The sequence below is a fragment of the Pseudomonas sp. 2725 genome, assembly GCF_050434585.1.
In the GTDB taxonomy this organism is placed as follows: domain Bacteria; phylum Pseudomonadota; class Gammaproteobacteria; order Pseudomonadales; family Pseudomonadaceae; genus Aquipseudomonas; species Aquipseudomonas jessenii.
In genome coordinates, this window is sequence record NZ_JBNDIV010000009.1 from 181,872 (window position 1) to 206,637 (window position 24,766).

Consider the following 24,766-nt stretch of genomic DNA (forward strand, 5'->3'; position numbering starts at 1 on the left):
AGCAACAAGATGATCAAACGCAATCTGCTGGTGATGGGCCTCGCGGTTCTGCTGAGTGCCTGCGGTTTCCAGCTGCGCGGCACCGGCACCAATGAACTGGCGATCAAGGAACTCGACCTGAGCGCCCGTAACGCTTATGGCCCAACCGTTACCCAGTTGCGTCAGGTACTGATTGGCAGCGGCGTCAAGGTCTATACCGGCGCTCCTTACAAGCTGGTACTGACCAATGAACAGGAAAGCCAGCGCATCCTCACCTACGCAGGTGCCGGTCGTGCCGGCGAGTACCAGGTCACCACCGTGTTGAGCTACGACATCCGTGGTCGCGGCGATCTGCCCCTGTTGAGCGACAAGCTTGAAGTGCAGAAGATCTATATGCACGACGGCAACAACTTGGTGGGCTCTGACCAAGAAGCTGAAACGGCCCGGACAGAAGGCCGCCGGGAGTTGGTTCAACGCATGATGCTGCGCCTGGAACAACTGAGCCCCACCCAACTGGACCAGTTGCAGCAGACTGCCGAAGCCAGGGCCAAGGCTGATGCCGCGGCGCTGGAAGCGGCAAAGAAGGCTGAAGCGGAAACCCCGCGTCAGTCGCCTGTCGAACTGCCACAGCAGTAAGACTTACGGGGCGCCTGTGCGCCCCGTTCGCCCTCTCTTATGAAGCTCGCCCCCGCCCAACTCGCCAAACACCTGCAAGGCGCCCTTGCGCCGGTCTATATCATCAGCGGCGATGACCCGTTGTTGTGCCAGGAGGCGGCCGATGCTGTTCGCACTGCCGCCCGCCAGCAGGGATTCGATGAACGCCAGGTGTTTGCCGCCGACGCCAGTTTCGACTGGGGGACGCTGCTGCAAGCCGGTGCCAGCATGTCGCTGTTCGCCGAAAAGCGCCTGTTGGAACTGCGCCTGCCGTCCGGCAAACCCGGCGACAAGGGCGCTGCCGCGCTGATCGAGTACTGCTCGCGCCCGGCCGACGACACCGTGCTGCTGATCAGCTTGCCGAAACTCGATGGCAGCGCACAGAAAACCAAGTGGGGCAAGGCGCTGGTCGAAGGACAACAGACCCAGTTCGTGCAGATCTGGCCGGTCGATGTCGCCCAACTGCCAAGCTGGATCCGCCAACGTTTGTCCCAGGCCGGGCTTTCCGCCAGCCAGGACGCCGTTGAGCTGATCGCGGCACGGGTCGAGGGCAACTTGCTGGCCGCCGCCCAGGAAATCGAAAAGCTCAAACTGATGGCCGAAGGGGGTCAGATCACCGTTGAAACCGTGCAGGCTGCGGTGGCCGACAGTGCGCGCTTCGACGTCTTTGGCCTGACCGATGCGGTTCTCAATGGTGAAGCAGCCCATGCCTTGCGCATGCTCGAAGGGTTGCGCGGTGAAGGCGTCGAGCCGCCGGTGATTCTCTGGGCCCTGGCCCGAGAGTTGCGCCTGCTGGCCAATATTTCGCTGCAATACAGTCAGGGCACGCCGCTGGACAAGGCTTTCAGCCAGGCCAAACCTCCGGTCTGGGACAAACGAAAACCCTTGATGAGCAAAGCCCTGCAACGCTACTCGGCGCAACGCTGGGCGCAATTGCTGCTCGAAGCACAGCGCATCGACGCGCAGATCAAGGGCCAGGCGGCCGGTTCGCCGTGGATGAGTCTGAGCCGGCTGACGTTGTTGATGGCCGGGCAACGCTTAACCCTACCCGCTGAATAACACCGCCTCCTGTAGGAGCGAGCTTGCTCGTGATGGTCGTTAACGATAACGCAGACTTTCTGATTTAACGCAGCGCCCTCAAGTGCTTCGCGAGCAAGCTCGCTCCTACAAAGAACGGCGCTTTTTCCGACAGCTACCGGGACTAGACAGCCCCTCAACTTCGGCCGATGATTTGCCCCGCAAAAACCACTCACTTGCGAGGCACCATCATGAGCAAAAAGCCATCAAAGCATGGCCCCAACAAGGCCAAATCCATCATCGCCCAGCCATTGTTCCGCAGCCGCCAGGAACGCCCCACCAAGGGCAAAGGCAGCTACCGCCGCGAAGCCTTCCAGTCTGACAGCTGGGAGGCTTCTTACTTTCTGGCTGCGTAAAGCAGAACCCCCCTTCAACATGTTAAGGTCTGTACCTGATTCGTATTCCCTGGACCCGTGCATGCCCTTTTGTCTTCCCCATCGTTGGCACTTACGCCAATTGATCGCTGCCTCCAGCCTTGTTTTGCTTGTCGCCTGTGCGGAAAAACCGACCGCAGCCGACGCTCAGCCGCTTCAGACACTTCCTGTCGCTACCGCCCCGGCGGTTGTTCCGCAGGTGGTTCCGACGGGTGAGAACCTCGACATCCAGCCTACCCAGACATTTGCCGAATGGCAGGCGGGTTTCCGCAAGGATGCCCTGGCCGCCGGTATCCGCGCCGATCTGTTTGATCGCGCTTTCGCCAATGTCAGCTTCGACCCCAGTGTGATTCGTGCCGATCGCAGCCAACCGGAATTCGCAAAACCGGTGTGGGAATACCTCGATGGCGCGTTGTCGCCGCTGCGGGTACGCAAAGGCCAGTCACTGATCGACCAGTACGCCGACATCCTGCAAGGCATCGAGCAGCGTTATGGCGTTGATCGTCAGGCGCTGGTGGCCGTGTGGGGCATGGAAAGCAATTTTGGCCAGTTCCAGGGCAGCAAGTCGGTGATCAACTCGCTGGCGACCCTGGCCTACGAAGGCCGCCGTCCCGGCTTCGCCCACGCGCAATTGATCGCGGCCCTGCAAATCCTGCAACAAGGCGACATCGAACCCGAAAAGATGCTCGGTTCCTGGGCCGGCGCCATGGGCCAGACCCAGTTCATCCCGACCACCTACAACACCCACGCCGTCGATTTCGACGGCGATGGCCGTCGCGATATCTGGAGCAGTTCGGCTGATGCCCTGGCCTCGACCGCGCATTACCTGCAAAGCTCCGGCTGGCAGAGAGGTCAGCCGTGGGGCTTTGAAGTCCAGCTGCCGAGCGGCTTCAACTACGTACTGGCCGATGGCACGATTCGCAAGAGTGTTGCCGAGTGGCGCCAACTGGGCGTTACGCTGCCCAACGGTGGCCAGGTCCCGGCAGGCTCGGAGCAACTGTCTGCGGCACTGCTATTGCCGGCTGGCTACCGCGGCCCGGCGTTCCTTGTGCTCGACAACTTTCGTGCGATTCTCAAGTACAACAATTCGTCGTCCTATGCCCTAGGGGTGAGCCTGTTGTCCGAACGCTTCAATGGCGCAGGCTTGATCAGCGGTACGTGGCCAAAGGATGACCTGCCTCTGAGCCGTACCGAGCGGATCGAGCTGCAAAGCCTATTGAGCGCGCAAAACTATGACGCCGGCACCGCCGACGGGATCATCGGCGCCAACACCCGCAAGGCGATTCGCAGCGCCCAACAGTCGTTTGGCTGGCCGGCAGATGGGTATCCGACGCACAAGTTGCTCGAAGGACTGCGTAACCGCTAAAAGCATCGCGGGCAAGCCCGCTCCCACAGGTTCAGGGGCGTTCACATGATTTGTGTACGACGCGGACACTGTGGGAGCGGGCTTGCCCGCGAAGACTGACTGACAGGCGATAAAAATCTAGCGCCTGACCACTACATCCTGCTCCAGCACCAATTCCTTGTTTCCGGCATCCAGCCTGACCAGCGCCCCCATGGGTAACGTCAGGTTCGGGTCACAATGGCCGCTGCGCCACCCGGACAGCACCGGAATCTTCAAAGGCTCGAAGATCTGCTTGAGCAACCTGTCCAGCGCCGCCACCTCAACCCCCGCCACATCCCCGACCAACACACCGCGCAGCTTGTGCAACGTGCCTGCCAGCCGCAGATGGGTGAGCAACCGGTCGATGCGATACAGCGGCTCGTTGATATCCTCGATCAACAGAATGACGCCCTCGGCGTCAATTTCGTAGGGCGTGCCCATGGTCGCGGCGATCATGGCCAGATTGCCGCCGAGCAAGCGCCCGTGAGCCACGCCTGGCTCGATCGTGGTCAGCGGGTAGGCCACCGGATGCGCCAGCACTGTTCCCGCCCTCACCTTCCCTCGCAGCATGTTGAAGAACGAAGACTCGGTAGGTATTTGCTTCTCACCCAGCAGGTCGGCATTGAGCAACGGACCATGAAAGGTCACGAAGCCGGCATAACGACTGATCGCCAAATGCAGCGCAGTGATGTCGCTGTAGCCGACGAACGGCTTGGCGTTGTCACGCAGCAAATCAAAATCGATGCGGTCGAGCAGCCGGGGTGTGCCATAACCACCGCGCAGGCAGATGATCGCATCCACCTCGCTGTCGGCGAACGCTGCATGCAGATCGTCGAGTCGCACCTCGTCACTGCCGGCCAGGTAGCCGTTTTTTTCGTAGACCCCGGGAAACACTTTCAGTGAATAACCCCGGGCACGCATCCATTGCACCGCCTTGTCGGTGTCTAGCGGCGCGGGACCGGCGGGTGCGATAACGCCGATCATGCCTTCCGACGGCAGCGCCGGGACGGGAGCATGAGGGCAAAGGGTGAGGGTCGGTCGAGCGGTCATCCGTGAATCTCCCTGCGTGAAAACATCAGCACACAGTAGTCAGGAACGGGGACAAACAGAAGAGGAACCGTTGCCCCGCAGGTTGCAGGAAAAGGCAGCCGTTGTCGTAGGCCAGGCAAAAAAACGCCCGCAAGGCTTTGAAACCTTGCGGGCGTTTTATGCTTCACAGTCGATCAGGACGACATCAGCTCGGCCTTGACCAGCTTCGCCTGCTCGTCGGCGTGGTACGAGGAGCGAACCAATGGACCGGAAGCGACGTTCTTGAAGCCCATCTTGTAACCTTCCTCGGCGAACCAGGCGAAGGTGTCCGGGTGCACGAAACGCTGTACCGGCAAGTGGCTGCGGGACGGTTGCAGATACTGGCCGAGGGTCAGCATGTCGATGTCGTGCTCGCGCATGCGCTTCATGACTTCGATGACTTCTTCGTCGGTCTCGCCCAGACCCAGCATCAGGCCGGACTTGGTCGGAATGTGCGGCATCATCTGCTTGAAGCGTTGCAGCAGGGTCAGCGACCACTGATAGTCCGAACCTGGGCGGGCAGCCTTGTACAGACGTGGCACGGTTTCCAGGTTGTGGTTGAACACATCCGGCGGCTCGGCGGCGGTGATTTCCAGCGCGATGTCCATGCGGCCACGGTAGTCCGGGACCAGGGTTTCGAGCTGCACGTTCGGCGACAGCTTGCGGATTTCGCGGATGCAGTCGGCAAAGTGCTGGGCACCGCCGTCACGCAGGTCGTCGCGGTCCACCGAAGTGATCACCACGTACTTCAGGCGCAGGTCGGCGATGGCAATGGCCAGGCTTTCCGGCTCGTTGACGTCCAGCGGCTTTGGACGGCCGTGGCCGACGTCGCAGAACGGGCAGCGACGGGTGCAGATGTCACCCATGATCATGAAGGTCGCGGTGCCGCCGGAGAAGCACTCGCCCAGGTTCGGGCAGGACGCCTCTTCGCACACGCTGTGCAACTTGTGTTTGCGCAACAGGGCCTTGATGCGGTCGACTTCCGGCGAAACCGGGATGCGGACGCGAATCCAGTCCGGCTTCTTCGGCAGTTCGGTGGTCGGAATGATCTTCACCGGGATGCGTGCAACCTTTTCGGCGCCGCGCAGCTTGACGCCGGCTTCAACCTTGGGACGCGGGGCCGGGCGCTCGGTGACATCGAGCGTCGGGATCATGGTTTGCACTGCATCAGTAGTCATATCAGTCGATTCCGCCCGTCAGGGTCGTCTGCTCAGCATAGTCGAGGTGTTTGACGAGCTGCGCGCGCAGCCGGGCACTTACCTCGGCAAATTCAATCGATCCTGCGTGATCGCTCAGCTGGGTCATCGCCAGCCCGGCGTAGCCGCAGGGATTAATCCGTCGAAACGGTTCCAGGTTCATGTCCACGTTCAAGGCCAGGCCATGAAAGGAACAGCCGTGGCGGATCCGAAGACCCAGGGAGGCGATTTTCGCCCCGTCGACGTAGACACCCGGCGCATCGGGCTTGGCCACGGCGGTGACACCGTAACTGGCCAGCAGCTCGATCAGGCATTGCTCCATCCGGCTGACCAGATCGCGCACGCCAAACCCGAGCTTGCGCACGTCCAGCAGCAGATAAGCCACCAGTTGGCCGGGGCCGTGGTAGGTCACCTGACCACCACGGTCGACCTGCACCACCGGAATATCACCGGGAAGCAGCAGATGCTCGGCCTTGCCGGCCTGGCCCTGGGTGAACACCGCAGGGTGTTCGACCAGCCAGATCTCGTCGGCGGCATCGTTGCCGCGTTCGTTGGTGAAGCGTTGCATGGCATGCCAGACCGGCTCGTAAGCCATCTGGCCGAGCTCGCGAAAGCCCAGCACACCGGACATCACAGCACCATGTGCACGAAACCCGTTGCCCGCAGTTCGCTGTTGATGTTGTACAGCTGGTCCTGGTCGGTCGCGACGATGTGCAACTGAATGGTGGTGTATTTGCCGTTGCTGCTCTGGCGCTCATCAACACGCTCATCGTTGATCGTTGCATATTTGCGGACGATGTCGATGATTCTGTCCTTGTTGCCCACGCCGGTGTCGCTGATCACCTTAACCGGGTAATCATTGGCAGGGAACTCGATCTTTGGCGCCTTTACTTCGGTATCGGTCATGGCGTAACGGCCTCGTAAGCGTAAGCCGTGGCGACGGGCATGGCTGCGCGCCAGATCAGCGCGGAGCCATGCAGGTGCACACTAAATTCAGTTGAACAAGCCGTAGAAGAATAGACGGATGCTATCCCACATGCGGCGGAAGATACCACCTTCCTCGACAGCGTCCAGAGCGATCAGATCGGCGCTGTGCACCACCTTGTCGTCCAGTTTCACTTCGACTTTACCGATCACGTCGCCCTTGGCGATTGGCGCGATCAGTTGCGGGTTCATGGTCATGCTGGCAGCGAGCTTTTTCAGCTGGCCTTTTGGCAGGGTCATGGTCAGGTCTTGCGCCAGGCCAGCCTTGATCTGGTTGGTGGAGCCTTTCCAGACTGGAGCCTGAGCCAACTCGGTGCCCTTCTGATAGAAGGTCTGGGTTTCGAAGAAACGGAAACCGTAGGTCAGCAGCTTCTGGGTTTCGGCGGCACGGGCCACTTCGCTGTTGGTGCCGAAGACCACGGCGATCAGACGCATGCCATCACGTACGGCCGAAGACACCATGCAATAGCCGGCTTCGTCGGTGTGACCGGTTTTCAGGCCGTCGACGGTCTTGTCGCGCCACAGCAGCAGGTTGCGGTTCGGTTGCTTGATGCCGTTCCAGAAGAACTCTTTCTGCGAGTAGATCGCGTAGTGAGCCGGGTCTTCGTGGATGATCGCGCGAGCCAGTACGGCCATGTCGTGAGCCGACGAGTAGTGCTCAGGGTTCGGCAGACCGGTCGGGTTCATGAAGTGGCTGTTGGTCATGCCCAGGTCGCCAACGGTTTTGTTCATCATGTCGGCGAACGCGTCTTCGCTACCGGCGATGTGCTCGGAGAGCGCAACGCTGGCGTCGTTGCCCGACTGGATGATGATGCCGTGCAACAGGTCGCTGACAGTCACCTGCGAGCCGACCTTGATGAACATCCGCGAACCGCCGGTACGCCAGGCGTTTTCGCTGACGGTCACCGGATCGTTTTCGCCGATCTGGCCACGACGGATTTCCAGAGTCGCGATGTACGCGGTCATCAGCTTGGTCAGGCTGGCCGGCGGCAGACGCTGGTCACCGTTGTTCTCGACCAGCACGTTGCCGCTGCTGGCATCCATGAGCACATAGGCCTTGGCGGCCAGTTGTGGTGGCGAAGGCATCATCTCGACCGCGAACGCGGCGGGTGAGAGAAGCAGCGGGACTAGCAGGAACAGGCGTTTGGCAAAGGTGGTGATGTTCATCCGTCTCTCGAAATCGCTAATGGAAACTTGCCCAAGGGCAAAACTAATCAAATGACTTTCTAACGAGTCATCGCGTGTTCAGTTGCTCACTCAGTCACCCTTGCCGGGCTTTTGTTCTTCAACGAGTCAACAACCTGGTTCGCCCCCCAATACCGCAGACGAACCGTCAATCAAGCTCTACGTATTACTCCGTGACCACACTCGGCGAACCGAGATTGGCCAGGCGCACGCTGTTCTGTACTTGCTGGATTTCACCCGGCGAACCGATCGGGCCCATGCGAACCCGATGCAGGGTCTGCTGATTGCGCACGATCGAGCTGATGAACACCGGAGCGCTCACCATCCCGCTGAGCTTCGATCTCAGGAGTTCTGCAGCGTCCGGGTTGGCGAACGCGCCCACCTGCAGATACTGGCCAGAGGCTGCTACAGAAGCGTTTTTTTTTGCATCGAGCTGCACGGGCACCACCGCGGCGGCGTGTTGCTGCGGCGGAGGCGTCCATTGCTCGACGGTGCCGGCCGAAGCCGTGATCACCGGGGCGCTATTCTGCGCGACTTTCGGTTCGTTGAGCATTAATGGTGCCGGACGGCCCTTGGCGGCCCACCATTGCTGCGGATCGATACCTTCGACCTTGACCCGCGCGGTGCCGGTTTCGGCGTAACCGAGTTTCTTGGCGGCCGCGTAGGACAAATCGATGATGCGGTCCGAATAGAATGGCCCGCGATCGTTGACGCGCAGGATTACCGACTTGTTGTTGTCCAGGTTGGTCACCCGAACGTAACTTGGCAGTGGCAGAGTCTTGTGGGCAGCGCTCATGCCGTACAGGTCATAGACTTCGCCGTTGGCGGTGTTCTGGCCGTGGAACTTGGTGCCGTACCACGACGCCGTGCCCGACTGCACGTAGGTCTTTGACTCCTGCAGCGGAAAGTAGGTTTTGCCCAGTACCGAGTAAGGAGCGGCCTTGTACGGGCCGGTGTGCAGGGTCGGCGTGGCGTCCGGGATACGCGAAACATCGACATCCCACCATGGCGCGCCATCCTTGTGGGCGCGGTTGATGTCCAGCCCCGGCGTCGTGCGCACAGCGGTGCTGCTGGTCTTCTGGGCCGGCGCACGGCTGGTCGAACAACTGGCGACCAGCATTGCCAACGCGGCGAATGCCATCAGCTTCAGGGGTTTATTGATAGGCAATGCCCGCATTACTTGACGCCCCGTGCTTGGACCAGCTGCTCAGACAGTTGATGTACGGCCATGGCGTACATCACGCTGCGGTTATATCGCGTGATCGCGTAAAAATTCTTCAGGCCCATCCAGTACTCGGAGCCATTGTCGCCTTCCAGGCGGAAAGCAGTAACCGGCATATCATCGCGCAGCGCATCATGACTTGACCACCCCAGGGCTCGCAACTCCCCGACGGTTTTCGTCGGTTCGATACCGGTGGTCAAACCTTCGTCGACCTGATCGCCACGGACATCGCCGCGACTGACTACCGGTTCGCCGGCGACCCAGCCATGGCGCTTGAAGTAACTGGCGACACTGCCAATGGCATCATCCGGATTGGTCCAGATGTTGATATGGCCATCACCGTCGAAATCCACTGCATAAGCGCGGAAACTGCTCGGCATGAACTGCGGCAATCCCATTGCGCCAGCGTAGGAGCCTTTGAGCGTCAGCGGATCGACCTGCTCTTCGCGGGCCAGTAGCAGGAACTCACGCAACTCCTTGCGGAAAAACTCGGCACGGGGAGGATAGTCGAAACCCAGGGTCGACAAGGCATCGATCACCCGGAAATTTCCGGTATTACGGCCGAAAAAGGTTTCAACACCGATGATCGAGACAATCACCTGGGCCGGCACGCCGTATTCCTGCTCGGCACGAGCCAACACCGCTTCGTGCTGACGCCAGAAATCCACACCCCGGGCTATGCGCGCATCGGTGATGAACATCGGGCGATACTCGCTCCACTGCTTGACCCGTTCGGCAGGTTTGGAGATGGCGTCCAGAATCGACTGCTTGCGCTCGGCTTCGCGGAACACACCCATCAATTGTTCACCGGCGAAACCGTAGTCGCGGGTCATTTCACCGACGAATTCGGCCACCTGGGGTGAGCCTTCGTAGTCGCCGGCCAACGCGTCCGGCATGGTGCCAAGGATGCTTACCAGGCTGACCCATGGCGCGTATCGAGTCGCCCAGCCACGCATTACTTGCATTGAAAATTTCACCTTATTCAAACCTGCGCGATCCACTTGCGATGGGTATGGATCGACATCAAAACCCCAAACGCTGACAGTAGCGTCACCAGCGAAGTTCCTCCGTAGCTAATGAACGGCAACGGCACCCCCACCACCGGCAACAGGCCACTGACCATACCGATGTTGACGAAAACATAAACAAAAAACGTCATGGTCAGGCTGCCCGCGAGCAACTTGCCGAACAATGTCTGCGCCTGGGCGGTAATCACCAGGCCGCGGCCGATCAACAGCAGGTAGATCAGCAACAGCGCGCAGATCCCCACCAGGCCGAACTCTTCACCCAATACGGCAATGATGAAGTCGGTATGGCTTTCCGGCAGGAAGTCCAGGTGCGACTGGGTGCCCAGCAACCAGCCCTTGCCGAACACCCCACCGGAGCCGATGGCGGCCTTGGACTGGATGATGTTCCAGCCGGTGCCTAGCGGGTCACTTTCCGGGTCGAGGAACGTGAGGACGCGCTGCTTCTGGTAATCGTGCATAACGAAATACCACATGGCCACGGACACCGGCACGGCGGCAGCGAGCACGCTGAGGATCCAGCGCCAGCGCAGGCCACCCATGAACAGCACGAAGGCGCCCCCCGCCAGAATCAGCAATGAAGTGCCGAGGTCGGGCTGACGCACGATCAGGATGAATGGCAAGCCGATCAGGAACAGGCTCACCCCCACATGCTTGAGTTGCGGCGGCAAGGTGCGCTTGGACAGGTACCAGGCGATGGTCGCCGGCATCAGGATCTTCATGAACTCCGAAGGCTGGAAGCGGATCACCCCGGGAATGTTGATCCAGCGGGTAGCACCCATGGCGTTGTGACCCATGACGTCGACGACTACCAGCAACAGCACGCCGATCACATAACCCACCGGGACCCAGCGGGCCATGAAGCGTGGCTCGAACTGGGCGATGACGATCATCGACACCAGGCCGATGCCGAAAGAAGTGGCTTGTTTGGCCAGCAGATCCCAGCTTTTGCCACTGGCCGAATAGAGTACGAACAGGCTGCCGGCCGCCAGGGTCAGCAGCAGGATCAGCAACGGGCCGTCGATGTGCAGGCGTTGCAGCAGCGTCGCACGGCGACGCATCACATCCTCACTGGAGAGCATGCGATCGAAGTTATTCATCACGGGCGGTAGCCTCTGCACTGATAGGGCTGGCGTATTCGGGCTTCAACCGACCGTCCTGGTCCAGGAGCCAGGCATCCATGATTTGGCGCACCACCGGCGCGGCGACGCCGGAGCCGGACTCGCCGTTCTCGACCATCACCGACACCACGATTTTCGGGTCGTCGGCCGGCGCGAAACCGACGAACAGGGCGTGGTCGCGATGGCGCTCCTGAACCTTGGAACGGTCATACTTCTCACCCTGTTTGATCGCGACCACCTGGGCCGTACCCGACTTGCCGGCGATCCGGTATTGCGCGCCGATAGAGGCTTTGCGCGCCGTACCACGGGCACCATGCATAACCTGCTGCATGCCGTGGTTGACCCTGGTCCAGTCCGAGGGGTCGCGCAGGATGATGTCCGGCATCGGATTCTCATCCACCGGTTTCACGCCCTCGATGGTCTTGGCCAGGTGCGGACGGTTCCAGACGCCTTTGTTGGCGACCAGAGCGGTGGCCTGGGCCAGTTGCAACGGGGTCGACTGCATATAGCCCTGGCCGATCCCCAGAATCAGCGTTTCACCCGGGAACCACGCCTGCCGGCGGGTCGCACGTTTCCATTCGCGGGACGGCATCAACCCCGGCGACTCTTCGAACATGTCCAGGGAGACTTTCTGGCCGATGCCGAATTTGGTCATGTATGCCGACAGCCGATCGATCCCCAGCTTGTGGGCCAGGTCATAGAAGTAGGTGTCGTTGGAACGCATGATCGCCGTATCGAGATCGACGAAACCGTCACCGGTGCGATTCCAGTTACGGTATTTGTGATCGTAGTTGGGCAGCATGTAGTAACCCGGGTCGAACACTCGCGACGAGGCCGTCACCACGCCCGCGTCCAGACCGGCAATCGCCACCGCGGGCTTGATGGTCGAACCCGGCGGGTACAGGCCACGCAGCACGCGGTTGAACAGCGGCCGATCGATGGAGTCGCGCAGCTCGGAATAGGCCTTGAAGCTGATGCCGGTGACGAACAGGTTCGGGTCGAAACTCGGTTGGCTGACCATCGCCAGCACTTCGCCGGTTTTCGGGTCCAGCGCTACCACCGCGCCACGACGACCACCGAGCGCAGCTTCGGCGGCTTCCTGCAATTTGATGTCCAGGCTCAGGACGATGTCCTTGCCGGGAATCGGATCGGTACGCTTGAGAACGCGCAGTACGCGACCCCTGGCGTTGGTCTCGACTTCCTCGTAACCCACCTGGCCGTGCAATTCAGGCTCGTAGAAACGCTCGATGCCGGTTTTGCCGATGTGGTGGGTGCCGCTGTAATTGACCGGGTCCAGCGACTTGAGCTCTTTCTCGTTGATCCGCCCCATGTAGCCCACCGAGTGAGCAAAGTGCGCCCCTTGGGGATAGTGACGAACCAACTGCGCGACCACTTCCACGCCCGGCAGGCGGAACTGGTTAACGGCGATCCGGGCGATCTGCTCTTCGCTCAGCTCAAACAGGATCGGCACCGGCTCGAACGGCCGACGCCCCTGACGCATGCGCTTCTCGAAGATCACCCGGTCCTCGGGCGTCAATTCCAGCACTTCGACGATCACGTCGAGCACCTGCTGCCAGTCGCCGGAACGCTCGCGGGTCATGCTCAGGCTGAAACTCGGCCGGTTATCGGCAATCACCACACCGTTGCGGTCGAAAATCAGCCCGCGAGTCGGCGGAATCGGCTGCACGTGGACGCGGTTGTTTTCCGACAGGGTCGAGTGGTACTCGTACTGGATCACCTGCAGGAAATACAGACGCGCGATCAGCACCGCAATCAGCGCCACCACTGCAATGGCCCCGAACACGACGCGACCACGCACCAGACGGGCGTCTTTTTCGTGGTCCTTGATGCGGATCGGCTGGGACATGAGGGCAGAACTACTTGTGGTAAGGGTGACCGGACAGCACGGTCCAGGCACGGTACATCTGTTCGCCGATCAGGATCCGCACCAGCGGGTGCGGCAAGGTCAGCGGCGACAACGACCAGCGCTGGTCAGCCCGGGCACAGACTTCCGGCGCCAGCCCTTCGGGGCCACCGACCATGAAGTTGACAGTGCGCGAGTCCAGCCGCCAGCGATCGAGCTCAACCGCCAGTTGCTCGGTACTCCAGGGCTTGCCATGGACTTCGAGAGTGACAATCCGCTCGTTCGGCCCGACCTTGGCCAGCATGGCTTCGCCTTCCTGACGGATGAAACGGGCCACGTCGGCGTTCTTGCCACGGGTATTGAGCGGAATTTCCACCAGTTCCAGCGCCAGCTCGGACGGAAGACGCTTGGCATATTCATGCCAGCCTTCTTCCACCCACTTGGGCATGCGTGAACCGACGGCGATCAGTCGCAGTCGCACAGCGGTCCCTTATTCCTGGTCTTTGTTGAGCTTGTTGAAGTGCTCGTGACCAACTTCAGGGCTGTGGTGCTTGCCATCGGCCGCACGGCTCTGCTCGGCACCTTTCCACAGGCGCTCCAGGTCGTAGAACTGACGGGCGTTGGAGGTCATCATGTGAACGATCACGTCGTCCATGTCCAACAGCACCCAGTCGCTGTCGCCCTTGCCTTCTTCACCCAGCGGCTTGATACCCAGGGCTTTGACGGCCTCGCGAACCTTGTCCAGCATCGCGCCGATCTGGCGGTTGGAGGTACCGGTGGCGATGATCATGTAGTCAGTGATGCTCTGCTTGTCGCGAACATCAATCACCAGCACGTCCTGGGCCTTGACGTCTTCAAGGGCGGCTACGGCGATCTTGACCAGCTCGTCGCCTTTAGGCGGCTCGGCGGCGAGGACCTTTTCCGGCAGCGGGGCACTCTTGAATGTGCCTTTGCGTTTTACTTTGCTTTCGTTGTTGCTCGTCATATAAAACTCGTTTTGCTCGTTTGTTCGGGCGCTTCAATACACGTTGTTGCCACGTGCCTTGAGGCACTCCCATTCAGTTCGACGCACGGTAGAGTCCGTGCGCATCGATGTAGGCCAGGACCGCGTCGGGCACCAGGAAACGTACCGACTTACCGCTGGCCAGCAGTTGACGGATCTGGGTGGCGGATACCGCGAGCGGTGTCTGCCAGACGAATGCAATCTGTCCGCTCGGCCCTTTGAGGGCCAGCGGGTCGCTCACCGAGCGCGCTGCCAGCAGGTTGCGCAAGGCATCCGGCGGTTCGCTGTCGGCATCCGGGCGTTGCAACACCAGGATATGGCAATGCTGGAGCAACTCTTCCCAGCGGTGCCAAGTGGGCAGGCCGCAAAAAGCGTCCCAGCCCAAAAGCAGAAAAACCTGGTCGGATACGGCCAGTTCGGCGCGCATCAGTTCCAGGGTATCAATGGTGTAGGACGGTTTGTCCCGCTGCAATTCGCGGGCGTCCACCACCAACGGCGCCACACCGGCCACCGCGCACTCGACCATCGCCAGACGGTCTTTTGCCGACACCTGCGGCTTGTCCCGATGGGGCGGCCTGGCACTGGGTGTCAGGCGCAACTCATCGAGCGCAAGTGTTTCGGCGACTTCCAGCGCACCGCGCAAATGGCCGATGTGCACCGGGTCGAACGTTCCGCCCAGCACACCAATGCGGCGAGGGGCTGGCTCGCTGATGGTGACCGGGGCTGACGGGTCGAAGTCGCCCAAGTCAGACCGGCTCCTGTCCGCGCAACTGCCCGTCGCCGACCACGATGTACTTCTCGCAGGTCAGTCCCTCGAGGCCCACCGGGCCGCGGGCGTGCAGCTTATCAGTAGAAATGCCGATCTCGGCACCCAATCCGTATTCGAAGCCATCGGCGAAGCATGTCGGGGTATTGATCATCACCGACGAGGAGTCGACTTCAGCCACGAAACGCCGGGTGTCGCCCTGATGTTCGCTGACAATCGAATCGGTGTGATGGGAGCCGTAATGATTGATGTGCTCGATGGCCTGTCCCAGTCCGTCGACCACGCGGATCGACAAAATTGCCGCCAGGTACTCGGTGCTCCAGTCTTCTTCGGTAGCGGCCACGGCATCGATGATTGCTCGAGTACGCTCGCAGCCGCGCAGTTCGACGCCTTTTTCGCGGAACTGTGCCGCCATCGCCGGCAGGAAATCCTTGGCAACGGTGTGGTCCACCAGCAGCGTTTCCATGGCACCGCAGATGCCATAACGGTAAGTCTTGGCATTGAACGCGATGCGCTGTGCCTTGGCCAGATCGGCGTGTTCACTCACGTAAACGTGGCAGATGCCGTCCAGGTGCTTGATCACCGGGACACGGGCATCACGGCTGACGCGCTCGATCAGGCCACGACCGCCGCGCGGCACGATGACATCAACGTATTCAGGCATGGTGATCAGCGCGCCGACGGCAGCGCGATCGGTGGTTTCGACCACTTGCACCACCGCGGCCGGCAGATCGGCCTCGGCCAGGCCGCGCTGAATGCAGGCGGCGATGGCGCGATTGGAATGAATGGCCTCGGAACCGCCACGCAAGATGGTCGCGTTACCGGATTTCAGGCACAGACTGGCCGCATCGATGGTCACGTTCGGTCGCGACTCGTAGATGATTCCGATCACGCCCAGTGGCACGCGCATCTTGCCGACCTGAATACCGGACGGGCGGAAACTCATGTCACGGATAGCGCCGACCGGGTCCGGCAGGGCTGCCACCTGACGCAGGCCGACGATCATGCCGTCGATACGCGCCGGGGTCAGTGCCAGGCGCTCAAGCAGGGCCGGCTCAAGACCATTGGCGCGACCGGCAGCCAAATCCTGTTCATTGGCCGCCGTCAGCTCGGCGCGGGCAGCGTCCAGCGCGTTGGCGGCGGCCTGCAGGGCGCGGTTTTTCTGCGCGGTACTGGCACGGCCGATCACGCGGGAAGCTTCGCGGGCAGCGCGACCCAGGCGGGTCATGTAGTCAAGAACGGACTCAGTCATGGTCTGGCGTGGTCTTTGATTAGGTCTTGGTAAAGAGTAAAGCGACAGATTATAGCTGTCGCGCCCACCGACTAACAGCGGTGACGGGCGGATGGTCGAAATGGAGGGCAAATTGCCGATGTTCAGCCGGGATTAAGCTGCAAATTGTTATCATCACGACTCATTCAGCCCTGACAAATGCCGGTCATCATGTCCAATCTGACTGTTCGAGCGTCCGCCGCGAGCCTGCCCACGGGTCTCCCGGACGCGTTTTTCGACCGTGACGCGCAAATTCTGGCCCGGGATTTACTGGGCAAAGTCATTCGCCATCGAGTGGGCGACCTGTGGCTCAGCGCCCGAATTATCGAGACCGAGGCCTACTACTGCGCGGAAAAGGGCAGCCACGCATCCCTCGGCTACACAGAAAAGCGTAAGGCTTTGTTTCTGGATGGTGGCCACATCTATATGTATTACGCTCGGGGCGGCGACTCACTGAACTTCAGTGCTCAAGGGCCGGGAAACGCGGTACTGATCAAATCCGCCTACCCGTGGGTCGATCAATTGAGCGGGCCGGCCAGCCTGGCGCAGATGCTACTGAACAATCCCGATTCCCAGGGCCACCCTCGCCCGTCACAAAAACTCTGTGCCGGGCAAACCCTGCTCTGCAAGTCGTTGGGCCTGAAAGTGCCGGCATGGGACGCCAAACGCTTCGACCATGAAGTGCTGCTGGTAGAGCACGTCGGGCAGACGCCCGCCCACATCATCCAGACCACGCGCCTGGGCATTCCCCACGGGCGCGATGAACACCTGATGTACCGCTTCGTCGATGCGGCCTACGCGCCTTATTGCACGCGCAACCCGCTACGACGGGGACAGGTCGAAGGTCGCGATTATTTTGTGCTGTCCTGAGACCGATCCGGATTTTGAAACTGAAGGAATCTTCTGTAGGAGCGAGCCTGCTCGCGATGAGGTCAGCACAATCAACATCACCGTTGACTCAAAGTGCGCTATCGCGAGCAGGCTCGCGCCTACAAGTAGAAAATTGAACATTTGATGGAGTGGTTTTTATGGGCCCATGGCTCGATAGCGTGACCGGATGGTTGGCGGCCAACCCGCAATGGCTGGCGGCAGCGGTATTCATCGTGGCCTTTGTGGAATGCCTGGCGATTGCCGGGCTGATCGTTCCCGGCACGGTGCTGCTGTTCGCCGTGGCGGTACTGGCAGGCAGTGGCGCACTGACGCTCAGTGAGACGCTCTTGCTGGGTTTCGTCGCCGGGGTGCTGGGTGACGTCATTTCGTATTTTCTGGGACGGCACTTCCATCAGAACATCCGGCGCCTGCCGGGCTTGCGCCATCATCCGGAATGGATCGCCGGAGCCGAGTCGTACTTCCAGCGCTACGGCATCGCCAGCCTGCTGGTTGGGCGCTTTATCGGCCCCTTGCGGCCAATGCTGCCGATGGTGGCCGGAATGTGCGACATGCCTTTCCCGCGCTTCTTCGCTGTCAGCCTGTTGGCTGGCGCGGGTTGGTCGTTAGCTTATCTGATGCCTGGCTGGGCCACGGGCGCGGCAATCCGCTTGCCATTGCCCGAAGGCTTCTGGCTCCAGGCCGGAGTTGTTGTCGGCAGCATTGCTGTGATGGTCGGCTTGAGCGCAACCAGTAGCCTGCGCCGGCATCGCAATGCCACGATGTTCATCACCGGCATGAGTTTTCTGATTCTGGCAGGGTTGTTTATCGGCTATTCGCATCTGAGCGCGCTCGATCAGGGCGTGATGACACTGGTGCAAGAGCATCGCAATCCGATGCTCGATGAAGTAGCCGTAGTCTTCACACTGATCGGCGAATTCCGCAACATGCTGGTGTTCAGTGCTTTGCTCGTAGCGCTACTTGTAATCGCCAGGCAATGGCCGCAAGCGATCTTCGCCTGCAGCACCCTGCTCTGCACGGCACTGGCCAACACCGCGACCAAACACTTCTTCGCTCGCGTACGTCCGGAAGTCCTGAGCGATCCACTGACCAGTTACAGCATGCCAAGTGGTCACGCCTCGGGTTCTTTCGCGCTGTTTCTAACCCTCGCCGTACTTGCCGGGCGCGGACAACCGCCACGGATGCGATTGACCTGGTTACTACTGGGTTGCATTCCAGCCTTGGCGATTGCCCTCTCCAGGGTTTACCTCGGCGCACATTGGCCGACGGATGTATTGGCAGGTGCAATGCTGGCGGCCTGTGTCTGCGCAGCCAGCCTCTGGCTGAATCAACGTCAGGCACCACTGAACGCAATGCCGCCCAAGGTCTGGTGGCTGCTGCTACCGGCGTTGGCGGCCCTGTTCGGCTTCTTCGTATTGCGGCACTTGCCCCATACGATGTTGCGGTATGCCTACTAAAAAGAGTGCAGTTTTATCTCGGCCTCTCATAAAAAAAGAACCCCGACCAATATGACGGGGTTCTTTTTGAATGCGTTCCGCTAATTGCAATCAGGCACGTTGACGTTTACGCATTTCCAGAATCAGTGCATCAGCGAGCCGGCTTGCTGCAATTGCAGTATCCTCGAAGGGCTGACCAAAACTTGCATGTTTGAGCAGGTAACCTACAGCGGCCGCTTCCCATGCCGCCCACTCATTGGTGAAAATAGTCATCATTGAAATCCTTTTGATATTTTGAAGTGACCCGCTTTATGCGGACAACCCCAAACTAATCAAAACACCGGTACCCAGCAATGCTGGCAATCGAGTGCAATGTTTGCCAAATGCTGCTCAGGTAAACAACTCCCCCTGCAATTCATCCAGTAACGCCTGAATCGCACTCAGTCGCTGCTGCGGATCATCGAGTTGCAGCAGGTCGAACTAGCCCGCTCGAAGATCGCGATTACTTTGTGTTGAGCTGACTGAGTCGGACCTGAAGTAAATCGAATCCTGTGGGGGCGGGCCTGCCCGCGAAGGCGGAGAGTCAGGCGATATCAGTATCGACTGAAAGAGCCTCTTCGCGGGCAAGCTCGCTCCCACAGGGTGTTATGGAGCTCTTGAAGCCTGCGTTCGTCCCTTGGCGCAAATGGAACATCAGCCCACAAAACGTCATTCAAGGAATCGCTTTACCATCAACTACCAAACAACCATATTACGACTTAGCTTCCGAATGGAAAGCTTGGCAGTTCCGAACCTTCCGTGCCGCGATACTTCGCAACGGCTGAATCGGCATTTTTGGCAACGCGGCCGGCAATGACAACATAGTCTTCAAGTTTCCAACGAACCTCTGTCGAAAACTTGATCATAGCGTCCCCTACATAACTATCCCAAAGCCGCTGCTCATAATTATCACGATCACCATTCAGGCCCGAACGACGCACCAGGATCAACGCATTGGCCGCATTGGCTGCAGAGTCCGCGGCAAACTGAACTTCGCCCTGCGGTGATTGCGCAGAAACATAGTTGACCATAATTCGAGAAAAGCACAACTCCCACAAAGCACGCTCGGCACCAGTAAAATTCTTCACAATAACAGCTCCTTATATATGTAACGCCCGCCTCATGCAGACGCAGCAAATATAATCACCACCGCGTGAACACTCAATACAAACCATCACCTTTAGTTATTAGAAATAAATACAGACTCAGCCGGCTGAACCTAAAATAAACTTCAAAAACAATGCCATTAAAAATAACATACAGCCAAGCCATCGGAAGTTCGCCAAAATCACTCAGGCAAACAACTCCCCCTGCAACTCATCCAGCAACGCCTGAATCGCATCCAGTCGTTGCTGCGGATCATCAAGTTGCAGCAGGTCGATCTTGTCCAGTTCCGCGAAAGGCAACAGGTACGCCAATTGATTGGCCAGTGATTGTTGCCCGGTCGCCTCAGTGCCCATGTTCAACGCTTCCACCATCGGGTGCTCAGCCAAGGCCTTGAGCAACGCAACCAGGTCGGCATCTTCGTCCTGCAAGGGTTGCTCGGGTTCGTCTTCCAGCCACTCGACCTCGGCGACGGTCAACTGATCGCGTTGGACTTCCGTTCGTAATACATGGAAACGCCGTCCGCCCTGAACCCGAATCCCCAGCAGGCCGTTGTCCTGTTGCTTGAAATCGGTGATCAGCGCCTCACACCCGACCAAGGCGTAACCCGCCGGGGCGATCCCGACTTCCTCACCCTCGAGGATGCACACCACGCCGAAACCGCCGCCCTGCTTCATGCAGCGGCCGATCATGTCCAGATAGCGCGCCTCGAAGATCTGCAAGTCGAGGATGCAGCCAGGAAACAGCACTGTGTTCAACGGAAAAAGCGGCAGACTCATAGACATTTCCTTACACCACCATCGACACCGCCAACGGCAGGAGCACCGCCGTGGCCACACCCATCAGGCTCATCGCCAGCGCCGCGAAGGCGCCGCACTCTTCACTTTCCTGCATCGCCACTGCCGTGCCGACCGCGTGGGCCGTCATGCCCAGTGCCATACCCCTGGCTTCCGGGCTATGCACACCCAGCCGGGTCAACAACGCCGGGCCGAAAATCGCGCCGATCACACCCGTAATCAAGACGAACACCGCTGCCAGCGCCGCGACACCACCGATCTGCTCGGCCACCAACATAGCGATAGGCGAAGTCACCGATTTCGGCGCCATGGTCATCAGGATCATGTGCTCGGCACCGAACGACCAGCCCAGCAACACGCCCATCCCCGTGGCCACCACCCCACCTATCACCAGCGTAGTAAATATCGGCCAGAACAACTGCCGAATCCGTCGCAGGTTGAGATAAAGCGGCACCGCCAGCGCGACAGTGGCCGGGCCGAGCAGGATGCTGAGAATCTCGGTGCTCTTGCGGTACTCGGCATAGGTCAGGCCGCAGCCCACCAGCACGCCGATCACCAACAACATGGAGACCAACACCGGCTGCAAAAAGATCCAGCGGGTTTTCTCGAATGCCGCCAGGACGAGTTGATAGGCTCCAAGAGTAATGCCGATACCAAACAGGGGATGATGAATCACCGACGTCCAGGCGCCGTGCCAGTCGAAGATCATTGGCTGTCCTCGGAGTGAGCGTGCCCCTTGACCATACGATGCATCAGCACCCCGGCGAAGGCCATGGAAAGCAGCAGCGACAATACCAGCGCACCGACAATGGCCCAGAAATCCGCCGCGATGTCAGCGGCGTAGACCATCACGCCCACAGCCGGCGGCACCAGCAACAGGGGCAGGTAACGCAACAGGCTACTGGCCGCCAGGTTCAGCGGCTCGCCAACCTGCCCGCGACAGATGAGGTACACCAGCAACAGCAGCAACCCCACAATCGGCCCCGGCAGCACCGGCAAGAACAAATGATTGAGCGCAGTGCCGAGCAATTGGAACAGCACCAGCCACGTCAGGCCCCGTAACAACATCAAAGTTCTCCCGCAAAATCCGTCACCCGCATTGGCCGGGCATTATAAGCATGCTCGCGCTATAGACCGGCATTCGCCAAAAGCATTGTCAGTTGACCGCTGCGTTTGGCCATGTTGATCTAAAGTAGTAAGCCGGGAGGTCAGATCCCCGCAAGCCAAAACTATAAAACCGATGAACCCAAGGAGAGTCTCAATGCCCTATGTTCCAGTTGCGGAGCTCAAAGATTATGTCGGCAAGGAACTTGGACGTTCCGAATGGCTCACTATCGATCAGGACCGCATCAACCTGTTCGCCGAAGCCACAGGGGATTTTCAGTTCATCCACGTCGACCCGGTCAAGGCCGCGCAAACGCCATTTGGCAGCACCATCGCTCACGGCTTCCTGTCGTTGTCACTGATCCCGAAACTGATGGAAGACATCCTCGTCATGCCCGAAGGCTTGAAGATGGTGGTCAACTACGGACTCGACAGCGTGCGCTTCATCCAGCCGGTCAAGGTCAATTCGAAAGTGCGCCTGAAAGTCGACCTGACCGAAGTCATCGAGAAGAAACCCGGCCAGTGGCTCCTCAAGGCCACCACCACCCTGGAAATCGAAGGTTCGGACAAACCGGCGTACATCGCCGAACCCCTGTCTCTGTGCTTCGTATAAACCTTGCCGGATGCGAAGCAGCTCATGCTGTTTCGCGCCCTTACGCGGAACCTCACCCTATATTAAGGACACATAGCTGCGGCATACTCCCTCGCCTAATTGCCCGGAATCCGCTATGCGCCCACTTGCACTCCTTGCCTTGACCTTGATGCTCACCGCTTGCGGCGACGGCGAATCGCCATTTCCTCCTGACGCCCGCCTGCCGGACGGCGGACGTTATCGCGGTGACCTCGTCAATGGCTTGCTGCAAGGCAAGGGGCGTATCGACTACCCGAACGGCAGCTGGTACGCCGGCGAATTCGACAAGGGCCAGTGGCAAGGCCAGGGCGAATGGCATGGCAGCAATGGCGAAGTCTATCGCGGTCAGTTCAATCAGGGACTGTTCGACGGCCAGGGGGCATTGACCACCAACGCCAGCAGCTACAGCGGCGGCTTCAAGGCCGGCCGGCGCAACGGCGAAGGTACCCTCAAAGAAAACGGCATGAGCTATCGCGGAGAGTTCAAGGCCGATCAATACGCCGGCCTGGGTCGCCTCGAACTCGAAGACGGCAGCTCCTATCAGGGCCAGTTCGCCCACGGCAAACCCAATGGCGAAGGCCAGCGCGGCGACGGCAACGGCAATCAGTTCACCGGGCACTTCGTCGACGGTCAGCTGGAAGGCAACGGGACTTTCAACAGCGCCGACGGCGACATCTATGTCGGCAGCTTCAAGAACAATCAACTGCATGGCAAGGGCCGCTACGAAAACGCCGACGGCGATGTCTGGCTGGGACAGTTCAAGGAAGGCTCGCTGAACGGCAAGGGCGAGTTGATCGGCACTGACGGCAGCCACTACATCGGCCAGTTCAATGACTGGCGTTTTTCCGGCCAAGGCCGCCTGAACCTGTCCGACGGCAGCTTTTACACCGGCCAGTTCGACAACGACAGTTACCAAGGGCGCGGCACATTGGTGTTGACCGATGGCACCGTGCTCAGCGGCACCTGGATCAACGGCCAGCGCGTACGCGACACCGAGGGCAAATTATTGCCCGACACCTTGGAGCTCGGCCTGCTGGCCCAGGGCCGCCTGCTCGACGCAGCGCTGGCCAACGTTCCACACTCGACGCCGGCGGTGGAGCTGTACTCGTTGACCCTGGGGGGTGATGGCAAGCAAAGCGTGTTTCTGCGCGAATCCGACTACGTCGCCAACATGCTCACCACCCGTTTTCGCACCCTTGGCCAGATCCGCCTGGTGAACCATCGTGACCACCTCGCCGACCGCCCGATGGCTACCCGGGAAAACCTGCGCCGGGCTGCCCTGGCGCTGGCCGAACGCAGCGGTCCGGAAGACCTGATTTTCATCTACCTGACCAGCCACGGCACCAGCGAACACGAACTGGTGCTTGACCAGCCACGCATGGAATTGGCCGATCTGCCAGCCGACGAATTGGCCGCTGTTCTCGCCCCCCTGAAAAACCGCGACAAGATCATCGTGATTTCGTCCTGCTACTCCGGCGGTTTCATTCCCGCCCTCAAGGATGAGCGGACCCTGATCATGACGGCCTCGCGGGCCGACCGAGTGTCCTTCGGTTGCTCGGAGGAAGCCAACTTCACTTATTTCGGAGATGCCCTGTTCGCCCAGGCCCTGAACCAGACCGATGACCTGGAACAAGCCTTCAAACTGGCCAAGGCCAACGTCGCCGAACGTGAGCTGGCGGACGGTTTCGAAGCGTCCGAACCACAGATCTGGGCACCGAAAACCGTCCTCTCGCATTGGCAACTCCTGCGCAAACAGCAGGCACGAAAAGCGCTGCAAAGTGCGTCCATCGAAAGCAAGGATGCAAACAGCAACTAAGCTGAATAGTATCAAGGGAGAAACACTATGTACTTGACGCCTCAGCACGTATTGCTTGCCGGAGCCACCGGCCTGACCGGTGAACATCTGCTTGATCGCCTGCTTAACGAGCCGACGATTACACGGGTATTGGCCCCCTCACGCAGGCCATTGGCCGAGCACCCGCACCTTGAAAACCCCGTCGGCGACCCGGCGGAGTTTCTGCCGCAGCTGAACGGCCGTGTCGACATCGCCTACTGTTGCCTGGGCACCACCATCAAACAGGCAGGCTCGGAACAGGCGTTCCGCGCGGTGGACCTGGACATGGTCGTGGCCTTTGCCAAACGCGCACGGGAGATGGGCGCACGGCACCTGATCGTGATCAGTGCTCTGGGAGCCGATCGCAGATCCTCGATTCTCTACAACCGGGTCAAAGGGGAGATGGAGTACGCACTGCGTGCGCAGGACTGGCCGCAGCTGACCATCTGCCGCCCTTCGCTGTTGCTGGGTGATCGCACCGAGCCGCGACTGGGCGAGAAAGTCGCCGGCCCGTTATCTCGGCTGATCCCTGGTAAATACCATGGTATCGAAGCCTGCCAACTGGCTCGCGCGATGTGGCGCCTGGCGCTGGAAGAGCAGGACGGGATCAGGATTGTAGAGTCGGATGAGCTGAGGAAGTTGGGCAAGTAAACCGCGAACCTGTGGCGATGGGGCTTGTCGGAACGCCGCACCGCCCCGTTCGGCTGCGTAGCAGTCGTAAATATGGAACTCGCGATGTATCAGAAAAATGGAGATGGCCG

General features: G+C 60.0%; 27 protein-coding genes. 9 read left to right on the forward strand and 18 right to left on the reverse strand.

Features of this window, described 5'->3' with window-relative positions; translation table 11 throughout:
• Window positions 1-9: 9 nt before the first annotated feature.
• The 4 genes from lptE (at window position 10) to ABIE16_RS24670 (ending at window position 3,450) form a co-directional block, all read left to right on the forward strand.
• The gene (gene lptE / locus ABIE16_RS24655) at window positions 10-615 is read left to right on the forward strand and encodes an LPS assembly lipoprotein LptE (protein ID WP_057716557.1); all 606 of its coding nucleotides are present in this window, start codon (window positions 10-12) and stop codon (window positions 613-615) included.
• 39 nt (window positions 616-654) lie between these two features.
• Window positions 655-1,692, forward strand: coding sequence for a DNA polymerase III subunit delta (holA, locus tag ABIE16_RS24660; protein WP_057713163.1), 1,038 nt, complete (start codon window positions 655-657; stop codon window positions 1,690-1,692).
• 209 nt (window positions 1,693-1,901) lie between these two features.
• On the forward strand, window positions 1,902-2,066 hold the full coding sequence (gene arfA / locus ABIE16_RS24665) for an alternative ribosome rescue factor ArfA (protein ID WP_003228536.1): 165 nt from the start codon (window positions 1,902-1,904) through the stop codon (window positions 2,064-2,066).
• A 61-nt stretch (window positions 2,067-2,127) separates the two neighbouring features.
• Entirely contained in the window at window positions 2,128-3,450 is a 1,323-nt protein-coding gene (locus ABIE16_RS24670) for a lytic murein transglycosylase (RefSeq protein WP_218497959.1), read from the forward strand.
• Window positions 3,451-3,567: 117 nt separating this feature from the next.
• Here ABIE16_RS24670 and ABIE16_RS24675 read toward each other — a convergent pair whose 3' ends face one another.
• The 13 genes from ABIE16_RS24675 to ABIE16_RS24735 form a co-directional block, all read right to left on the reverse strand.
• Entirely contained in the window at window positions 3,568-4,518 is a 951-nt protein-coding gene (locus ABIE16_RS24675; RefSeq protein ID WP_429522133.1) for a S66 peptidase family protein, read from the reverse strand.
• 173 nt (window positions 4,519-4,691) lie between these two features.
• Window positions 4,692-5,690 carry a lipoyl synthase gene (gene lipA / locus ABIE16_RS24680; RefSeq protein WP_162130289.1) on the reverse strand — a complete coding sequence of 333 codons (999 nt, stop codon included), beginning with the start codon at window positions 5,688-5,690 and terminating at the stop codon, window positions 4,692-4,694.
• A gap of 25 nt (window positions 5,691-5,715) precedes the next feature.
• Window positions 5,716-6,363: a lipoyl(octanoyl) transferase LipB gene (gene lipB, locus ABIE16_RS24685; RefSeq protein ID WP_046041686.1), complete on the reverse strand. Its 648-nt coding sequence runs from the start codon at window positions 6,361-6,363 to the stop codon at window positions 5,716-5,718.
• Window positions 6,363-6,638: a DUF493 domain-containing protein gene (locus ABIE16_RS24690; RefSeq protein WP_008052383.1), complete on the reverse strand. Its 276-nt coding sequence runs from the start codon at window positions 6,636-6,638 to the stop codon at window positions 6,363-6,365. Before ABIE16_RS24690 ends, lipB begins: the two co-directional genes overlap by 1 nt.
• Window positions 6,639-6,725: 87 nt before the next feature.
• The gene (locus ABIE16_RS24695) at window positions 6,726-7,883 is read right to left on the reverse strand and encodes a D-alanyl-D-alanine carboxypeptidase family protein (RefSeq protein ID WP_057713160.1); all 1,158 of its coding nucleotides are present in this window, start codon (window positions 7,881-7,883) and stop codon (window positions 6,726-6,728) included.
• Window positions 7,884-8,067: 184 nt separating this feature from the next.
• Entirely contained in the window at window positions 8,068-9,078 is a 1,011-nt protein-coding gene (locus ABIE16_RS24700) for a septal ring lytic transglycosylase RlpA family protein (protein WP_057713159.1), read from the reverse strand.
• Window positions 9,078-10,088 carry a lytic murein transglycosylase B gene (gene mltB / locus ABIE16_RS24705; protein WP_057713158.1) on the reverse strand — a complete coding sequence of 337 codons (1,011 nt, stop codon included), beginning with the start codon at window positions 10,086-10,088 and terminating at the stop codon, window positions 9,078-9,080. Before mltB ends, ABIE16_RS24700 begins: the two co-directional genes overlap by 1 nt.
• 17 nt (window positions 10,089-10,105) lie before the next feature.
• Entirely contained in the window at window positions 10,106-11,209 is a 1,104-nt protein-coding gene (gene rodA, locus ABIE16_RS24710; protein ID WP_057716556.1) for a rod shape-determining protein RodA, read from the reverse strand.
• A gap of 31 nt (window positions 11,210-11,240) precedes the next feature.
• Window positions 11,241-13,136 (reverse strand): penicillin-binding protein 2, encoded by a 1,896-nt coding sequence (mrdA, locus tag ABIE16_RS24715; RefSeq protein ID WP_057713157.1) that lies wholly within the window; start codon window positions 13,134-13,136, stop codon window positions 11,241-11,243.
• Between the two features lie 10 nt (window positions 13,137-13,146).
• Window positions 13,147-13,614 carry a 23S rRNA (pseudouridine(1915)-N(3))-methyltransferase RlmH gene (gene rlmH / locus ABIE16_RS24720; protein WP_008052376.1) on the reverse strand — a complete coding sequence of 156 codons (468 nt, stop codon included), beginning with the start codon at window positions 13,612-13,614 and terminating at the stop codon, window positions 13,147-13,149.
• 9 nt (window positions 13,615-13,623) lie between these two features.
• Window positions 13,624-14,118 carry a ribosome silencing factor gene (rsfS, locus tag ABIE16_RS24725; RefSeq protein ID WP_007975896.1) on the reverse strand — a complete coding sequence of 165 codons (495 nt, stop codon included), beginning with the start codon at window positions 14,116-14,118 and terminating at the stop codon, window positions 13,624-13,626.
• A 73-nt stretch (window positions 14,119-14,191) separates the two neighbouring features.
• Window positions 14,192-14,881: a nicotinate-nucleotide adenylyltransferase gene (nadD, locus tag ABIE16_RS24730; RefSeq protein ID WP_218497957.1), complete on the reverse strand. Its 690-nt coding sequence runs from the start codon at window positions 14,879-14,881 to the stop codon at window positions 14,192-14,194.
• A 1-nt stretch (window position 14,882) separates the two neighbouring features.
• Window positions 14,883-16,154 (reverse strand): glutamate-5-semialdehyde dehydrogenase, encoded by a 1,272-nt coding sequence (locus tag ABIE16_RS24735; protein WP_057713156.1) that lies wholly within the window; start codon window positions 16,152-16,154, stop codon window positions 14,883-14,885.
• Window positions 16,155-16,343: 189 nt separating this feature from the next.
• On the opposite strand from ABIE16_RS24735, the gene ABIE16_RS24740 reads away from it, so the two are divergent.
• Window positions 16,344-17,042, forward strand: a complete 699-nt coding sequence (locus ABIE16_RS24740; protein WP_429522134.1) for a DNA-3-methyladenine glycosylase — start codon at window positions 16,344-16,346, stop codon at window positions 17,040-17,042.
• A gap of 158 nt (window positions 17,043-17,200) precedes the next feature.
• Window positions 17,201-18,517 carry a bifunctional DedA family/phosphatase PAP2 family protein gene (locus ABIE16_RS24745; RefSeq protein ID WP_429522135.1) on the forward strand — a complete coding sequence of 439 codons (1,317 nt, stop codon included), beginning with the start codon at window positions 17,201-17,203 and terminating at the stop codon, window positions 18,515-18,517.
• 90 nt (window positions 18,518-18,607) lie between these two features.
• Here the strand turns inward: ABIE16_RS24745 and ABIE16_RS24750 are convergent, their stop codons facing one another.
• The 5 genes from ABIE16_RS24750 to ABIE16_RS24770 form a co-directional block, all read right to left on the reverse strand.
• Window positions 18,608-18,769, reverse strand: coding sequence for a hypothetical protein (locus ABIE16_RS24750; RefSeq protein ID WP_157858919.1), 162 nt, complete (start codon window positions 18,767-18,769; stop codon window positions 18,608-18,610).
• Window positions 18,770-19,254: 485 nt separating this feature from the next.
• A complete protein-coding gene (locus ABIE16_RS24755) occupies window positions 19,255-19,623 on the reverse strand; it encodes a hypothetical protein (RefSeq protein ID WP_057713154.1) in 369 nt (122 codons plus the stop codon).
• A 204-nt stretch (window positions 19,624-19,827) separates the two neighbouring features.
• Window positions 19,828-20,418 (reverse strand): LON peptidase substrate-binding domain-containing protein, encoded by a 591-nt coding sequence (locus tag ABIE16_RS24760; RefSeq protein ID WP_046041675.1) that lies wholly within the window; start codon window positions 20,416-20,418, stop codon window positions 19,828-19,830.
• A 10-nt stretch (window positions 20,419-20,428) separates the two neighbouring features.
• Entirely contained in the window at window positions 20,429-21,145 is a 717-nt protein-coding gene (locus tag ABIE16_RS24765; RefSeq protein WP_057713153.1) for an LrgB family protein, read from the reverse strand.
• Window positions 21,142-21,504 carry a CidA/LrgA family protein gene (locus ABIE16_RS24770; RefSeq protein WP_057713152.1) on the reverse strand — a complete coding sequence of 121 codons (363 nt, stop codon included), beginning with the start codon at window positions 21,502-21,504 and terminating at the stop codon, window positions 21,142-21,144. Before ABIE16_RS24770 ends, ABIE16_RS24765 begins: the two co-directional genes overlap by 4 nt.
• A 193-nt stretch (window positions 21,505-21,697) precedes the next feature.
• On the opposite strand from ABIE16_RS24770, the gene ABIE16_RS24775 reads away from it, so the two are divergent.
• The 3 genes from ABIE16_RS24775 (at window position 21,698) to ABIE16_RS24785 (ending at window position 24,656) form a co-directional block, all read left to right on the forward strand.
• The gene (locus ABIE16_RS24775) at window positions 21,698-22,153 is read left to right on the forward strand and encodes a MaoC family dehydratase (protein WP_046041672.1); all 456 of its coding nucleotides are present in this window, start codon (window positions 21,698-21,700) and stop codon (window positions 22,151-22,153) included.
• A gap of 115 nt (window positions 22,154-22,268) precedes the next feature.
• Window positions 22,269-23,987 (forward strand): C13 family peptidase, encoded by a 1,719-nt coding sequence (locus ABIE16_RS24780; RefSeq protein ID WP_429522136.1) that lies wholly within the window; start codon window positions 22,269-22,271, stop codon window positions 23,985-23,987.
• Between the two features lie 27 nt (window positions 23,988-24,014).
• Window positions 24,015-24,656, forward strand: a complete 642-nt coding sequence (locus tag ABIE16_RS24785) for an oxidoreductase (RefSeq protein ID WP_057713149.1) — start codon at window positions 24,015-24,017, stop codon at window positions 24,654-24,656.
• Window positions 24,657-24,766 lie beyond the last annotated feature (110 nt).

Excerpts from the sequence above, each read along its gene's own strand:
- arfA (WP_003228536.1), top strand. The coding sequence starts at position 1,902 with ATGAGCAAAAAGCCATCAAAGCATGGCCCCAACAAGGCCAAATCCATC.
- ABIE16_RS24765 (WP_057713153.1), bottom strand. The coding sequence starts at position 21,145 with ATGATCTTCGACTGGCACGGCGCCTGGACGTCGGTGATTCATCATCCC.
- ABIE16_RS24695 (WP_057713160.1), bottom strand. The coding sequence starts at position 7,883 with ATGAACATCACCACCTTTGCCAAACGCCTGTTCCTGCTAGTCCCGCTG.
- mrdA (WP_057713157.1), bottom strand. The coding sequence starts at position 13,136 with ATGTCCCAGCCGATCCGCATCAAGGACCACGAAAAAGACGCCCGTCTG.
- ABIE16_RS24735 (WP_057713156.1), bottom strand. The coding sequence starts at position 16,154 with ATGACTGAGTCCGTTCTTGACTACATGACCCGCCTGGGTCGCGCTGCC.
- ABIE16_RS24770 (WP_057713152.1), bottom strand. The coding sequence starts at position 21,504 with ATGTTGTTACGGGGCCTGACGTGGCTGGTGCTGTTCCAATTGCTCGGC.
- mltB (WP_057713158.1), bottom strand. The coding sequence starts at position 10,088 with ATGCAAGTAATGCGTGGCTGGGCGACTCGATACGCGCCATGGGTCAGC.
- lipA (WP_162130289.1), bottom strand. The coding sequence starts at position 5,690 with ATGATCCCGACGCTCGATGTCACCGAGCGCCCGGCCCCGCGTCCCAAG.
- ABIE16_RS24775 (WP_046041672.1), top strand. The coding sequence starts at position 21,698 with ATGCCCTATGTTCCAGTTGCGGAGCTCAAAGATTATGTCGGCAAGGAA.
- ABIE16_RS24745 (WP_429522135.1), top strand. The coding sequence starts at position 17,201 with ATGGGCCCATGGCTCGATAGCGTGACCGGATGGTTGGCGGCCAACCCG.
- ABIE16_RS24785 (WP_057713149.1), top strand. The coding sequence starts at position 24,015 with ATGTACTTGACGCCTCAGCACGTATTGCTTGCCGGAGCCACCGGCCTG.
- ABIE16_RS24760 (WP_046041675.1), bottom strand. The coding sequence starts at position 20,418 with ATGAGTCTGCCGCTTTTTCCGTTGAACACAGTGCTGTTTCCTGGCTGC.
- ABIE16_RS24740 (WP_429522134.1), top strand. The coding sequence starts at position 16,344 with ATGTCCAATCTGACTGTTCGAGCGTCCGCCGCGAGCCTGCCCACGGGT.
- ABIE16_RS24750 (WP_157858919.1), bottom strand. The coding sequence starts at position 18,769 with ATGACTATTTTCACCAATGAGTGGGCGGCATGGGAAGCGGCCGCTGTA.
- rodA (WP_057716556.1), bottom strand. The coding sequence starts at position 11,209 with ATGCGTCGCCGTGCGACGCTGCTGCAACGCCTGCACATCGACGGCCCG.
- ABIE16_RS24700 (WP_057713159.1), bottom strand. The coding sequence starts at position 9,078 with ATGCGGGCATTGCCTATCAATAAACCCCTGAAGCTGATGGCATTCGCC.
- lipB (WP_046041686.1), bottom strand. The coding sequence starts at position 6,363 with ATGTCCGGTGTGCTGGGCTTTCGCGAGCTCGGCCAGATGGCTTACGAG.
- holA (WP_057713163.1), top strand. The coding sequence starts at position 655 with ATGAAGCTCGCCCCCGCCCAACTCGCCAAACACCTGCAAGGCGCCCTT.
- rsfS (WP_007975896.1), bottom strand. The coding sequence starts at position 14,118 with ATGACGAGCAACAACGAAAGCAAAGTAAAACGCAAAGGCACATTCAAG.
- ABIE16_RS24780 (WP_429522136.1), top strand. The coding sequence starts at position 22,269 with ATGCGCCCACTTGCACTCCTTGCCTTGACCTTGATGCTCACCGCTTGC.
- lptE (WP_057716557.1), top strand. The coding sequence starts at position 10 with ATGATCAAACGCAATCTGCTGGTGATGGGCCTCGCGGTTCTGCTGAGT.
- ABIE16_RS24690 (WP_008052383.1), bottom strand. The coding sequence starts at position 6,638 with ATGACCGATACCGAAGTAAAGGCGCCAAAGATCGAGTTCCCTGCCAAT.
- ABIE16_RS24675 (WP_429522133.1), bottom strand. The coding sequence starts at position 4,518 with ATGACCGCTCGACCGACCCTCACCCTTTGCCCTCATGCTCCCGTCCCG.
- ABIE16_RS24670 (WP_218497959.1), top strand. The coding sequence starts at position 2,128 with ATGCCCTTTTGTCTTCCCCATCGTTGGCACTTACGCCAATTGATCGCT.